A 13,626-nucleotide genomic window follows, 5' to 3' on the forward strand; every position below is an offset into this window, starting at 1 on the left:
CGTTGCCGCAGGCAGACGCCCGCCGCTGCACTTCCGCTGTTCCCAGCACTCCGTATTATTCATGGACGGGCTGTGAAGGGCACCCAGGAACGTCGGCAGGCGCGTCGGGACGTACGACGGCGGAGCGGGCCATTGCAGGGGACCGGCGCCTTGGGTGCAGCGCGCGTCAGCCCGAGGCACCAGAAAGGAGAAAGGCCGCCGCCTCAAATTGGGGGGTTATGAGGCGGCGGCACTGCATCCAAGGTACCCCGGGGGCCCACCGTCTATGCCGGGATTCGGGCGTCAGGCCTGAAACTTTGACGATTTTTTTACGCCGCCGTTTTCAGGGAACGCCGGATGCTGACGATCCGGACGGCAACTCCGGCCATGACCAGAAGGACACCGACGGCCATGAGGGTCCAGACAGGGACGGAATCGGCGTCGATGTTCTTCTAGCTCGCCCGGAAGATTTGACCAGTAACCGATACTTGAATTACCCGGCCCGGATACCTGCCGAACGGCTTCTCCAAAAGGTCCTCGAAACTGTCCTCGCTTGGGGGGAGCGGGCGCACCCATCTCAAGGTTTGCAGAATGCACCTACCTAATATGGCGAACGACAGAAGAGGTACCTATTCATCTCCCCTGCATGTATTCGCCTCTACTGGCTTTCCTGATTCCGCCGTAGGCTTATGCTCTCGGATTTAGGAGAGGGTCCGAATACCGCCAGGCCGGCCAAGAAAGCCGCGTAGATGCCATGTACCAGCACCGCAGGAAATTTGTATTAATGATTGGGCTGCTCACTTTGGTGCTCTCCCTGACCGGCTGTTCCAATGATGGCGGCGGTGGCGGCACCAACTATTCGGATCCTCCAACCCCACCATCAAGGGAACCGACCGACCCCCCACAGGACACTGGCACCGGGTGGTACAACCGCCAGGGGTGCCCAGAGGACCGGCCCGTCCCCCTCCAATACCCGGAGAACGACGACCTTTACGAAGGATTGACTATTTGCTATTCGGGTTATGGACCGGTCGAGATCAATTCGGTGTTGAGCAATCACGGGGACAAGGTATGGGCATTTGTTCCGGGTTCGCTGGAGCCCTACGTATCGCACACGGACGAAGCAGGCTTTTTCCGCACCACTTTTCTTTCCAATACAAGCCAAAAGTGGTTCTTGGCGCCCGGAGAGGTGGCGCAACCAAAAAGCTGGCTCTACGATTGGTCACCGGATTCCAAGCAGACCACAGCCTGGACAGGGTACAAACTTGCAGCTGACAGGTACAAGGAGATGGATCAATCTCTCTACCTGGCAATACTCAAACACCGTGACCCGAAGGCGGGCGCATTGGCATCGTGCGCCAAGTCAGCGGGCGAGTCCGTGACGTCCTTCCAAGACCTGACGGACTCCTCTAGTGCCCTTCGAAGGTTCAGTGCAGCGCTCAAGGCCACAACCACTGGATCTTCTTGCCTTAAGGCTGTGAAGGACCTCGACGCCGACTACCCTGAGGTAGCAGGCAAGGTTTCCCGCTGGGAGGCTTATACCGAAAAGGCGGTCCAGAGTTCACCGACAGCCACGAAGATTGCCGCTGTTTTCGACGAAATTTTCAGCTTTTGCTCCCACGTGAATGTGCCCAAAATTGGCTGCTAACCCGCTACCAGCCAGTCATCGGTGCTTCCCCACGCCCGCTTGTGATTCTTGTCAGGAGCTGCCCGGGCGGCCGGGAGGTCGGTGCTCGCGGCCAGAGCCCGGTCGTCAGCTCTGCTGACCGAACTTCGTAAGGCTCAGCGAACGGGACCTGATCCCCTCCATGTGGTTGTTCATTGCGGCCGTAGCCGCCGCGGCGTCACCGGCCTTGAAGGCATCGATGATGGCCTGGTGCTCCTGCACCGTGTGGTCGCCGCTCATGTCGTTGTGCACCATGAGCCTGAACCGCTGGATGTGCCCCTCGATGGATCCGTAGGCCCGGAGCAGGAACTCGTTGTCGGTGGCCTCCACGATGCGCCGGTGGAAATTCTCGTCCGCCTGCCAGTAGGCCCGGTATCCGGCGAAGGTGTCTCCGCCATGGCGCGAGGCCTCAAGGTCGCGGTGGAATCTTTCCAGGTCCGCCACCAGCTCCTCAGTTGAGTTGGTGCAGGCGATGCTGGTGCAAGCGGGCTCGAGGATCTGCCGGGACGTCAGGAGCGCGGCGATGTCGCTGGCGGTCGGTTCCGGAGCCACCTTGTAGCCCCGCAGGGCTTCCCGCCTGACCATGCCGGTGGTCTCCAGGCGCGCCAGGGCTTCCCTGACAGGGGTGGAGGAAACCTTGAAGCGTTTGGCCAGCCCGTCGATGCTCAGCGGCGATCCGGTGGAGATTTTGTCATCCAGCAGCAGGGACAGGATGGCCTCGAACACCTGGTCCACCAACATCGGCCGGCCGGGGATGAGTACTTCTTCTTCAGGCGAAGCGGCGTTCATTTCGGAATCCTATGTGAATTATGGGTCGATCGGACGCAGCGTCAGCCGTGCTCCCGTCACAAAAACCTGACCGAGAAAAAGGTGTTGGCGGAAAATCGTGCATGATGTACGGTACATGATACCGGACAGCAAAGTGATCTAAAACACACAACAGCTGTTGCCCTTCAAGCGTTGGAGAACTCCGTCTCCAGTCCCCCTCCCCCAAATCCGAAGGCGTGTAGATGATTCAGTTCCGATCGATGATGGTGACCGTCGCCGCAGTATCCATGGCGAGCGTGCTTCTCTCCGGGTGCTCCAATCCCGACATGACCTCTTCTGCCCAGTCCAATGCCCCCAAACCTTCCAGCTCCGCGGAGGCCGTCAAGGTCGACGAAGCCGCCGCGGCAGCGCTGCCCAAGGACGCAAAGGACAAGGGAACCCTGACCGTCACCATGAGCCAGAGCTCCCCTCCCCTGCACTTCATGGCCGCGGACGGGACAACCGTCCAGGGCATTGACCCCGAAATTGCCATGGCCCTGGGGCAGACGCTGGGCCTGAAGACGGAGGTCAAGAGCGGCCCCTTCGACGGCATCATCCCCGGTATTGCTGCCGGGAAGTTCGACATGGCCATTTCCCAGATGTCCCCGTCGACGGAACGCATGAAGGTGCTTGATTTCGTGGACTACTACCAGTCCGGCAGCGGCATCGGCGTGGCCCCGGGCAACCCGCAGCACCTCACGGTGGACACCCTCTGCGGCAAGAAGGTGGGCGTGCTGAAGGGTTCCTTCCAGGACCTCAAGCGCCTGCCCGCCCTGTCCAAGGCGTGCACGGACGCCGGCAACCCGGCTATTGAAGCCATGACCTACCCGGACATGCAGGCCCCCAACCTCGCATTGACCGCCGGCCGCATTGACGCCGTCTACATCGACGGTCCCACCCTGGGCTATGCCATCAAGCAGGGCGGCCAGATCGAACTGCTCGGCGAGAAGGACGTCTCCCCCGTCAGCATCGGCTTCAAGAAGGGCGCGGGCCTGGAAAAGGCCATCCAGCTCGGCATGGAGTCGCTGGCCAAGAGCGGCAAGTACAAGGAGATCCTCGACAAGTGGGGTGTAGGCAGCGGTGCAATCTCTGACTTCGCCTTCAACAAAGCGCAGTAGCCACATGGCCAACACAGCCACGGAACGCGACGCCAAGGCACCAGCCGGCGACGGACTGGACCGGCAGCTTCTGATGGGCCGTCCGCACCAGCGCCACGGAGGCTTGTGGCTCACGGCCGCCATCGTCCTGTTCGCGATCTTCCTGGTGGGCTACTCCCTGGTCACCAACCCGCGCTTCGAGTGGAACGTGGTCTTCGGCTGGTTCACCTCGGAGCGGTTGTTCACAGGTCTCCTGCGCACGCTGGGACTGACGGCCATCTCCATGGCCGTGGGAATCGTCGTCGGCGTTCTGCTGGCGCTGGCCAGGCTCGCGCCGAACGCCATCGTGGCAGGGACCGCCGCGTTCCTGGTGTGGCTGTTCCGCGGGGTGCCGGTCTTCGTCCAGCTCCTCTTCTGGGGCTTTATAGCCGCCATCTACCCACGAATTGCGGTGGGCGTGCCGTTCGGGCCCGAGTTCTTCTCCGTGGATGCCAACGTGCTGATCACCCCGTTCATGGCGGCAATCCTCGGGCTCGGCCTGAATGAAGGCGCCTACATGTCCGAGATCGTCCGCGCCGGGCTGCTCAGCGTCCACCGCGGGCAAACCGAAGCGGCCACGGCCCTGGGCATGCGGCGCTTCGCCATCCTGTCCCGGGTTGTGCTGCCCCAGGCCATGAAGATCATCATCCCGCCCACCGGCAACCAGACCATCTCCATGCTGAAGACCACCTCCCTGGTGAGCGTCCTGGCCTTCCCCGAGCTGCTGTACTCCGCGCAGCTGGTCTACAGCGCCAACTTCAAAACCATTCCGTTGCTCATCGCCGCCAGTATGTGGTACCTGCTGGTCACCAGCATTTTGAGCCTTGGGCAGTACTTCATTGAGCGGCACTTCAACCGGGGCGGCATCACCTCGGGACGCAGCTCCCGGCGCACTCGCAAAGCCAAAGCAGTGAACTCCCGCACCGCACCCCAGGAGGTCCAGCCATGACCGAGGTAATGATCGAGGCCCAGGGCGTCACCAAGAGCTTCGGGGACCTCGAAGTCCTCAAGGGCATCGACCTCACCATCCCCAAGGGCAGCGTCACCTGCATCATCGGGCCGTCCGGGTCCGGCAAGTCCACGTTCCTGCGCTGCATCAACCAGCTGGAAACGCTCGACGGCGGGTACATCCTTGTGGAGGGACAGCCGGTTGGCGTGAAGATCAGGAAAGGCCGGCTGCACGCGCAGAACAACGCCGAAGCGGCGAGGATGCGCGAGAACATCGGCATGGTCTTCCAGAGCTTCAACCTTTTCCCGCACATGACGGTGCTGGAGAACATCTGCGAGGCACCGGTCAGGGTGAAGAAGGAAAGCCGGAAGGCCGTCCAGGACCGGGCAAAGATCCTCCTGGAACGGGTGGGGCTCTCCGAGAAAGCGCACTCCTACCCGGCGTCCCTGTCCGGAGGCCAGCAGCAGCGCGTGGCCATCGCCCGGGCACTGGCCATGGAACCGCGGCTGATGCTGTTCGACGAACCCACATCCGCCCTGGACCCGGAACTCGTGGGCGAGGTGCTGGACGTGATGCGCAAGCTCGCGGACGGCGGGATGACCATGATCGTGGTCACCCACGAGATCGGCTTCGCCCGGGAAGTGGGCGACCACCTCATCTTCATGGACGGCGGCGGCATCGTGGAGCAGGGCGACCCCCGGACGGTCCTGCGCGACCCCCGGCACGAACGCACCAAACAATTCCTGGCAAAAGTCATCTAGCCCAACGCATTGGAGCAGGACACTTGAGAAACAAATGGATTGTCAGCATCGATGACTACCGCAAGGCTTCCCGGAAGCAGCTTCCGAAAATGATCTCGGATTACTTGGAGGGCGGCGCGCTGGACGAGACCACCATGCGCGCCAACGAGGACCGGTTCGATGCCCTGATGCTTCGCCAGCGGTCAATGGTGGACCTTCGGGGCCTGAACACGTCCACCACCGTGCTGGGCCATTCCCTGGCGATGCCGCTGATGGTGGCACCGATGGGAATGCTCACCATCTTCCACCCGGGGTCTGATCCCGCCGTTGCCCGTGCCGCGGTCCGGGCGGGGTCCATCTTCATCCACAGTGCTTGGGCCGGCTGCTCGCTGGAAGAGGTGGCCAAGGTGGCGCCCAACAATCTGTGGGCGCAGATCGCCTTCTGGAAGGATCCGGAGGAGACCGCCAGCTACATCAGCCGGGCACATGCAGTGGGCGTTGAGACACTGGTGGTGGCGGGCGACGTCGGGTCCTCCAGCAAGCGCGAACGGGACCTGCACCACGGGCTGTCCATGCCGCCGCGCCCGCCGGTGGCGGACTACTTCAATGCCGCCACGCGCCCTGCGTGGCTGTGGCGGTGGCTCACCGGCCGGAAGATGACGTACGGGAACTACCAGATCAACGGCCGCCCCCTGCGCATGGACGAGATGAACAACTGGATGGCATCCAACAAGAACCCGGGCGCCAACTGGGAGGACTTCGCCAGGCTCCGTTCCGAGTGGAAGGGGAACCTGGTGATCAAGGGCATCATGGATGCCGAGGACGCAGCCCGGGCAGTGGATGAGGGAGCGGACGGCATTTTCGTCTCCAACCACGGCGGCCGGCAGTTCGACTCCCAGCCCGCCACCATCGACGTCCTGCCGTCCATCGTTGACGCGGTCGGCGGCCGGGCGGAGATCTATCTCGACGGCGGCATCCGGCGTGGCCACGACATCGTCAAGGCAGTCGCGCTGGGCGCCAAGGCCGCCCTCGCCGGACGTCCTTTCGCCTACGCCCTCGCCACCGGCGGTGAACCGGCCGTTGACCGGGTCTTCGGAATCCTCCAGGACGAGTTCAAGGGGGCCATGGGGTTCGTGGGCAAGGCCTCCGTCGCGGACTTGGACACCAGCATCTTCGCAGGGCGCAGCCAGTCAGCCGTACCCGAGAGCCTGCTCGTTTAGAGCGCAGACAAATACATGGTCAGGAAACTGCCCGCTTCCCTCACAGGAGGCGGGCGGTTCTTTCTTGTTACCGGTAACCGTCCACGATCGCGGCGGCAATCTCCTTGTACGCCCGCCGAGTCTCCGGCTTCAGCACATCCAGGGTCACCAAGTCACCGTCGGCAACGCCGCGGTCATGCGGCACGGCAATCAGCTCTCGGCAGATCCCGGCCAGGTGCTCCTCGATGGCGTCCTTATCCACGCGGGAGGACACCTCATCCTTGTCCGTGATGACCACGATGGCGTTGCGGGCCAGGTCCTCGTACCCGTGGCTGGCCAGCCACTGCAGAGTGCTGCGGGCCCGCTTGGCGCCGGACACCGCGTAACCGGCGGCGATCAGCAGGTTGTCCGCCGACTGCAGGATCCCGCTCATCGCATTGTGGGTCACGCCGGTCCCGCAGTCCGTCAGCGCCACCGAGTAGTAGCTGGAGATAAGTTTGCGGATCCGCAGGTATTCCTCCGCCGTCAGCGAGTCCGAGACTTCCGGGTCCTGCTCCCCGGCGATCAGGTGCAGCCGGCCGGCATGGTGCATGTACCGGGCCAGTGCCGTCAGGGAGTCGACGGACTCGATGTTCTCCAGCAGGTCGGTGATGGTCCGCGGGCTGGCCTGCTGGTAGATGCCCTCACCCAAGGCGCGTTCCACCAGATCCCCAGAGTCCGGGTTGGCGTCGATGGCGCACGGCGCATCCCCGCGATACTCGGCCAGGGTCAAGCCCACACCAACAGTGGTGGAGGTCTTGCCGATCCCGCCCTTGAGACTCAGGATTGCGGTGTTGTAGCTGCCTTGGAGCTGGCGTGAGATCCGGCGGGCCAACTCGTCTTCCTGGCGCTGCTTGGGCCCGGGACCCAGGTTCCAGGCACCACCGGTCAAGTGATACAGCGCGCCACGGATGCCACCCCTGGGACGAGGCTTCTGTTCCTTGACGAACAGGCCCGGCGAGCCGATGAAGTCCGGCATGGGGTTTTCGGCGATCTCGTCCGCTACGGTGGGCCGGCTCCGCCGGAAAACAGGAGTATCCGACGGCGGCGCGGCGGCTTCGGGAACAGTCCCGTGGGCACGGTCCCCGGGCACACGGGCCGGCACGGAAGCGATGGGCGTCGGTGAAGGCGCGGCAGCAGGAGGAGTAACGGGCTGGTGCGAGGGCTGCACAGGCGACGGTGCACGAGACGGCTTCGTGGCGTCGGCGGCAGCAGCCGCTTCCGCCCAGGACGAGCGGCGCGTAACCGGCCGTCCGGCGTCGTTGGAACTGGACATATCGGGAGTTACGGCTGGCATGGTTCCTGTCCAGGCATCGTCCACTGAGCCATCGGCACGACGAAGGTCGCGGCGTCGGCGCAGTTGCGGCTGCCCTGCATCCTCTGCTTGGGCGCCTGCATTCTGATCCGCCGGATGTGGCATGTCTGTCCCCCCGGACGTTTTCGGCAAACGGTTATGCGGCACTGGTTCAAACATCAAGTCTAGGGGTCCTCAGACGAACTCCTACACAGTACCGTCAGACGGAGAGAGCAGCTCAGCGGTGTATCAGCGCGACGGAGACCATGCCGACGGTGAGCACCAAGAGGGCATAAGGGCTAAAGTTCTCTCGGTACAGAAGCGGGTGCTGGTCGGATAGGAATGCGGATGGCGCGCCACTTCAGCCGTAGCACCTGTAAAAGGACAGCGTGGGGAACTACTAGCGGGACACCACCAAGGCAGTCGGTGAATTGGCAAGTAATCTTACCCTCGACATTCCATACAGCTAAGCACGGTCAAACGGATGTAACAACGTTAGTCAACTATTCACATTCCTGCGCAGCGTTGATCATTGCGGATGCCCATCTCTGTGGCCTTATTTGCGGCTTTGGCTACGCGTTCCACGGGCTCCTCAACAGGAAACACCACAGTCCGAATGAGTTCGAAGCAACGGAAAGGTCGGCAGTTGCTCCGTTGTTGCCTCATAGCGGCTTTCCTGCCGAAGGCTGAGTCCGCCAGCTCTTACCCCTGCGGGATTCAGGCGAAGCCAAGCTAGGAGAAATAGTCTCGGGCTGATGTCGGTGGTGACCCACTCCCCGGGGGAGCAGGCAAGTGGGCCGGAACAGTTGCCATCGGTCGAGAGGGCGGCGAGATATAGGCGTAAGCGGTAGTAGAACGGGAGTTGGGCGTTGGGAACGCCGCCGGGCATGTAGCACATATTCCCGTCCAAGGTCTCTGAGCTACTACGAAGGTGGTCATTTCAACAGACCAAAAGTTTAGCCTGCCCTGGGGCGGGGACGGTGGAGGTTAAGTTGGCGACAGCGCGCCTCCTGCCAAGGCAGACTTCCGGGTCCGCCGGCGCGAGCAGCGTTGTCGGCTACGTCGTCCATTCAAGTGATCGATTGCCGGGCTGGAGTTGGTAGCAGCGACGCCGGCCGCGGGCTTGCTTCTAGCGCCGATGATGGGGCCTGGCGGTGATGGGTGTGCTGAAGGACTCGCCGGCAACCTGGGCAATGCAGGTGGGAACGAGGCTCCCCCGCAGGAAGTCGTGAGAGCACGCTTCCGCACCCCGCGCCAAGGAAGGATGCTGACCGACGCCAAAGGTAGTTCAAGGGTTGTCTCACGCCTTCTAAGCACATGTTTAGCGCTGTATGGCCAGAATCATGACGACAACGGTGGCCACGGCCAGCAATAGCAGTGCCGCGTAGGACAGCATCCGGACTTTACGCTGGCGAATTTCTCGCCGTGAATGTGAGACGTAAATCCCCCGATATTTGCCCATGCCCCGAGGGTAGGGAAGCACCCTCAACGTTTCCTCAAGACGAGCGAAATGTTAGGAGGCGCTCTGGCTGCTGCGCCAGTTCTCTCGGAGGCGCTGAATGAACCAGCGAGACTGCTCCGGACCATAAGGCAGCACAGGGATGGCCTTGGTGGCATCGTTAGGGGTGTCACGGATGGACTGGCGGGCCTGGCGGACGGCGGTACTCATGGTATTGGCCATGGTCTTTACGAACTGGTCGCTGCAGGGCTTTCCATGTCCAGGGATAAGGAACTCGTAGCGGTGGCGTAGGGCTGAAATGTGCCGGAGCACATCAGCCCACTCTTCCGGATATGAGTCCTCGAAGGACGGCTGGGCTCCCTGCTCAACGACATCACCCACGTACAGCGTTGTAGCACTGCCTACCAGAAGGTCCCCATCTGTGTGGCCCCGGCCGAGGTAAAACAGAGTTGCAGTCAAGCCGCCCAAGTCAACCAGGACAGGTTGGTCCCTCACGATGGCGTTAGGGACCACGAGTTTAATAGCGTCGCTTTCCCCAGCCGTGTCGAGGGACATCTCCGGTTCTAGCATTGCAGCTTGCCGGCGTTGCAGGTCGCCCCTCTGGTCGATGGTGGCGGCGGCGTTCTGGTGTGCCCAAAACTCGGTTACTCCGGCCTCGGCGAACACGACATTCCCGAAGAAATGATCGTAGTGGGCGTGCGTGTTGACCACTACGAGCGGCAGGTTAGTCTTCTCGCGGACGGCATCTAGGATCTGGCGTCCCTGTCGGGGACCACAGCCGGTGTCGATGACCATGGCCCGCTCGGAACCCACGATCAGGCCGGTATTCAGCCTGGATCCTTCGGTGGACAGCACAAAATTGTCCGCACCGACTTCAAGCCATTCCGACATTGTTTCTCCCTACCTCCGCCAAAGCAACGTGCATTCGTTTGAGATGACCGATTGTACCCACTCACTAAGGACATCATGGCGCAATGCATAGTGGGCGTCGCCATCATGGAGGGGCAGTACCGCGACCTCCGGGCTACGTGATTTGATTCGGATACCAACGGCTGCAGCTTCTCGTTGCGAGAACGTCTGCCGTCCCAACCCTAAGACGTATCAGGAAGCCTGAGAGCCCAGCCTATTCAACGTATCAATCAGGGAATGAATGGGGTCGCACGGCTGTCCACCACCCGCACCTGCCGAAACCGCTCACACGGCGCTAATTAGGCTGAGCGTACCCACCTACCAACAAGCTACACATCTTCGACCGAGCTGGGGCGAGCCAGACAGTACCGGCCTCTTCAACCCTGGACTTAGGGTTGTGAATAAGTCGCCCAGCGCGTGCTATACGAGTGCGGTTATTCCTTTCAGCGAGACTTCCTGCATCTTGAGCCCGGAGATCCGTCGGGAGCACCGCAACTCTCGTGCTGATCCAAACTGCCAACGTTGTCGACCAGAACATCGGAACGACGCTTAGGATCGCTATCGGCGAGGTCACCTTCGGATGGGGACCCACCCAAGCTAACTGGGCTATCGAACCGGCCGAGTCTTCGTTCTTGGCGCCGAACGAGGCGGCGGGAATGGACATCCTTCCTGGTAATCGACAAGGCCTCTTCGGCGGGCAGCAGTGCAAACAGGAGCATCATCAGCGCAAATCCGTAGCTGAGGAATGCGGTGAAGGGGCTGCCATTTGCCAACGAGAAGACCGGCAAAAGCGCGGTAGGCAGTACGACCGCGAGCGGCAGGTGACGGCTGGCACCATCCGCCAAGAGCAGTATCGCGACTAGAGCCACTGCCTCGATGGCGATGCCTGCGAGACCGAGGTTCGCGTATCCATCCGCAAACAGGCCGGCGTTCGCCTGAATGTCCGGTCGCCCCAGCGCCATCGCTCCGACGTAGAAGCCCGGAGTCATGGCGTACGGCGCGTCGACCAGGGGCCCGAGGAAAGAGTAGTCCCACAACGCCCAGGGTGCGCCGTCATAGACGTCTCGGTAGTGCGGCATCAGATAGCCCGCCGTCAAGTAAATCCGACTCACCACGATGTCCACCATGCCGAGGGACGCAACCCTGTCGATGGTGATCGCTGCCCACACCAGGATTGTGGACGCGACCACGATCGTTATGCCGGTGAGTGAGCGGCGGTGACGGAGGTAGAGAGCGATAGTCACGGCGAGAGGGATCGAGATCATCACCGTCTTGTAGCCAGTGGTGGAGTAGAGGATGAGCTGCCCGACGAGCCCCACGACGAACAGAGGCGGACGACGACGGACTACACCCATCGCCATAAGCAACGGGTTAATTACGTTGCCCTGGTTGGCAATGAGGTAGCCGAGCACGGGCACCGTCGGCACCACCTCGTCACGATAGAGCAGTCTGGTGTCGTACACCTCGAAGAACGACACGATGTTGAACGTGATCCCGAAGACGATCTGAATGTAGGTGTACGTGACCAGTGAGACGGACACGATAATTACCCAGAAAAGTCCTGGACGGCTCTGCCGGACAGGAATTACGGGGGTAGGCGAACGCCGCAGAATCAGCGCGACACAGGCCCAGATCGCGGCGCAATAAAACGCGAAGAGGAATGTATCTGCGGGATCTCGCGTGCTCCCGTAAAGCGGCACTGTAGCGATAGGCACGAGCAGCGCGACGTACAGGAACCAGACCGCGAACCCAGAAGCTTGCTGCGTCCTGTAAGGCAGAAACCCAGCTGCCACGAGCAGAAGCAGGTAAACAGCGAACATCCACCCGTGGGACGGCTCGTGATATACGTACCCGAGGTACCCAAACCGTGGAGCCATAAACGCGGCGTACGTAACCTCCAGTGCGGCTATGAACCCGGCGAGGGAGATCGCCAAGAGAAGGTATCCGGCGACACGTCGCGCAGCTGTCTGCTCTCGTGGCTTTCGACCCGCCGGAGGCAGGTCCCGCGAGTCGACCAAAGCTCCTGCAGTGAACTGCGAGACCCTCACGAACGCCTCCTCGGCGCCCAACTCACGACTGCATATGTGCAGCAAGACACCGAACCAGTGATGAAGCCGAACGTCTCGTACAATCCCAGCCCGTCAGTATCCGGAGCCGACGCGGACTGAAGTGACACTCCTACGAACAAGTGCGCGAGGAGCAGCAGCACCATCATCACGGCGCCGCCAGTCTGGTTATACTCTTCCACGCTCGCGACTGTCGCAGACTGCCTATGCCGCTGAGTGGCTCTGGTGCACACTCGGTGGTGGACTGGAAACAATTCCACTAGCTTCCATCTCGCTGCTGGTAACGGTACGGCCAAAGTGATCTCGCCTGTGAACCCTACGAATTGCACCAACGTGCTCCACCGCCTGAAAATTGAACCAAATAATAGACTACCGGGTCTCTAGATACGATCCGAAAGGTGAAGGGAGTGCCACCCCCGGGACTCGTCGACTCGGGCGAGTCTCCTGATCCTGGGCTGGTTGTTCGGGATGATTGAGGGCGCATCGTGCTTTCGTTTTGAACGGATCGTCAGTGATCTCGCATTCAGGCGTTGCTGCCGACTTCTGATGGCCGCAGGGGTCGTCCTTTTCGGGATGACCGGCTCGTGGCGGGCGGCAACTACTGGTACCGGTGCCTGATCGCCTAGCGGGATGTCGGTTGAGTTCGGTCCGTGGCAGACGATCTGGAAGCGGCAACGGCAGGCCATTGGTGCTGATAGTAGCCCGGCCAAGGCGGAGACGCGCCGATATTCACCCATCGGAAGGGCCAGTTGAAGATCAACAGTTCTAGTCCGGGCAGGCCGCCTACTCGGCCCAGACCGTGTCGGGGGCGACAAAGTTTACTCATCCACGGCGATTCGGGCGCACCCGTGTGACCGCGACATCGTCGCGGTCGTCCCGCAACCCTCAAATCAGACTGCCATCGGAAACGGCTCGGACCAAGTGACTGGGCCCCGGTCTTCGACAAAAGGACTACCAAGGCCGCAGTGGTGAGGCCTGGCAACCCGCTATGACAAACTCGCCCTTACCTGCCACTGCGGAGCCCTCCGGGCAATCAGCTCCTGGCTGACAGTTGCAGGCCACACGCCCGAGCGCCGAACGGCGCGCCAATGGGGCGCAGACTTTCCAGTCCGCGCCAAGTAAACCGGAAACCCGCTTCTTTTGACGCTCATCCGGCCCACTGCGGCCTGCTCAGCACTCCCCCTTTGAACCCCGCCGAATTCAAAGTATGGATTGCAATATAAGGCGCTGACGAATGGCTGAGGAGCGTACCCTTGCAGGACTTCTCATTGCCTTCCACCGAGCGAGTCAATCGCCAACTCGTTAAGCTTCACCCATATAGCGTGCATGAACGTGTCACAGGTCTTCAACACGGTAGCGGAGCGAATCCCCCGAGCGTCCCAA

At 61.7% G+C, this 13,626-nt stretch carries 9 protein-coding genes; 5 read left to right on the forward strand and 4 right to left on the reverse strand.

Annotated features, from left to right (window positions below; all coding sequences use genetic code 11):
* Window positions 1-763 precede the first annotated feature (763 nt).
* Window positions 764-1,627 carry a hypothetical protein gene (locus ACTAQI_RS11675; RefSeq protein ID WP_457946024.1) on the forward strand — a complete coding sequence of 288 codons (864 nt, stop codon included), beginning with the start codon at window positions 764-766 and terminating at the stop codon, window positions 1,625-1,627.
* Between the two features lie 105 nt (window positions 1,628-1,732).
* Here the strand turns inward: ACTAQI_RS11675 and ACTAQI_RS11680 are convergent, their stop codons facing one another.
* Window positions 1,733-2,434 (reverse strand): GntR family transcriptional regulator, encoded by a 702-nt coding sequence (locus ACTAQI_RS11680; RefSeq protein ID WP_457946025.1) that lies wholly within the window; start codon window positions 2,432-2,434, stop codon window positions 1,733-1,735.
* Between the two features lie 221 nt (window positions 2,435-2,655).
* Between ACTAQI_RS11680 and ACTAQI_RS11685 the strand changes: the two genes are divergently transcribed.
* The 4 genes from ACTAQI_RS11685 to ACTAQI_RS11700 are packed head-to-tail and all read left to right on the forward strand — an operon-like array spanning window position 2,656 to window position 6,497.
* A complete protein-coding gene (locus ACTAQI_RS11685) occupies window positions 2,656-3,570 on the forward strand; it encodes an ABC transporter substrate-binding protein (RefSeq protein ID WP_457946027.1) in 915 nt (304 codons plus the stop codon).
* Window positions 3,571-3,574: 4 nt separating this feature from the next.
* Window positions 3,575-4,537 (forward strand): amino acid ABC transporter permease, encoded by a 963-nt coding sequence (locus tag ACTAQI_RS11690; RefSeq protein WP_457946028.1) that lies wholly within the window; start codon window positions 3,575-3,577, stop codon window positions 4,535-4,537.
* Window positions 4,534-5,298, forward strand: coding sequence for an amino acid ABC transporter ATP-binding protein (locus tag ACTAQI_RS11695; RefSeq protein WP_457946029.1), 765 nt, complete (start codon window positions 4,534-4,536; stop codon window positions 5,296-5,298). The genes ACTAQI_RS11690 and ACTAQI_RS11695 overlap by 4 nt, the downstream gene beginning before the upstream one ends.
* 23 nt (window positions 5,299-5,321) lie before the next feature.
* Window positions 5,322-6,497 carry an alpha-hydroxy acid oxidase gene (locus tag ACTAQI_RS11700; RefSeq protein WP_457946030.1) on the forward strand — a complete coding sequence of 392 codons (1,176 nt, stop codon included), beginning with the start codon at window positions 5,322-5,324 and terminating at the stop codon, window positions 6,495-6,497.
* A 67-nt stretch (window positions 6,498-6,564) separates the two neighbouring features.
* Here ACTAQI_RS11700 and ACTAQI_RS11705 read toward each other — a convergent pair whose 3' ends face one another.
* The 3 genes from ACTAQI_RS11705 to ACTAQI_RS11715 all read right to left on the reverse strand — a co-directional run bounded on the left by ACTAQI_RS11705 (window position 6,565) and on the right by ACTAQI_RS11715 (window position 12,246).
* Window positions 6,565-7,812 (reverse strand): MinD/ParA family ATP-binding protein, encoded by a 1,248-nt coding sequence (locus tag ACTAQI_RS11705; RefSeq protein WP_457946032.1) that lies wholly within the window; start codon window positions 7,810-7,812, stop codon window positions 6,565-6,567.
* Between the two features lie 1,510 nt (window positions 7,813-9,322).
* Window positions 9,323-10,159: an MBL fold metallo-hydrolase gene (locus ACTAQI_RS11710; RefSeq protein ID WP_457946033.1), complete on the reverse strand. Its 837-nt coding sequence runs from the start codon at window positions 10,157-10,159 to the stop codon at window positions 9,323-9,325.
* Between the two features lie 461 nt (window positions 10,160-10,620).
* On the reverse strand, window positions 10,621-12,246 hold the full coding sequence (locus ACTAQI_RS11715; protein ID WP_457946034.1) for a hypothetical protein: 1,626 nt from the start codon (window positions 12,244-12,246) through the stop codon (window positions 10,621-10,623).
* Window positions 12,247-13,626: the final 1,380 nt, after the last annotated feature.

This window comes from Pseudarthrobacter sp. alpha12b (genome assembly GCF_054130495.1).

What these genes read in the sequence shown, in the direction of transcription:
- ACTAQI_RS11675 (WP_457946024.1), top strand. Translation starts at nt 764, where the DNA reads ATGATTGGGCTGCTCACTTTGGTGCTCTCCCTGACCGGCTGTTCCAAT.
- ACTAQI_RS11680 (WP_457946025.1), bottom strand. Translation starts at nt 2,434, where the DNA reads ATGAACGCCGCTTCGCCTGAAGAAGAAGTACTCATCCCCGGCCGGCCG.
- ACTAQI_RS11685 (WP_457946027.1), top strand. Translation starts at nt 2,656, where the DNA reads ATGATTCAGTTCCGATCGATGATGGTGACCGTCGCCGCAGTATCCATG.
- ACTAQI_RS11690 (WP_457946028.1), top strand. Translation starts at nt 3,575, where the DNA reads ATGGCCAACACAGCCACGGAACGCGACGCCAAGGCACCAGCCGGCGAC.
- ACTAQI_RS11695 (WP_457946029.1), top strand. Translation starts at nt 4,534, where the DNA reads ATGACCGAGGTAATGATCGAGGCCCAGGGCGTCACCAAGAGCTTCGGG.
- ACTAQI_RS11705 (WP_457946032.1), bottom strand. Translation starts at nt 7,812, where the DNA reads ATGCCAGCCGTAACTCCCGATATGTCCAGTTCCAACGACGCCGGACGG.
- ACTAQI_RS11710 (WP_457946033.1), bottom strand. Translation starts at nt 10,159, where the DNA reads ATGTCGGAATGGCTTGAAGTCGGTGCGGACAATTTTGTGCTGTCCACC.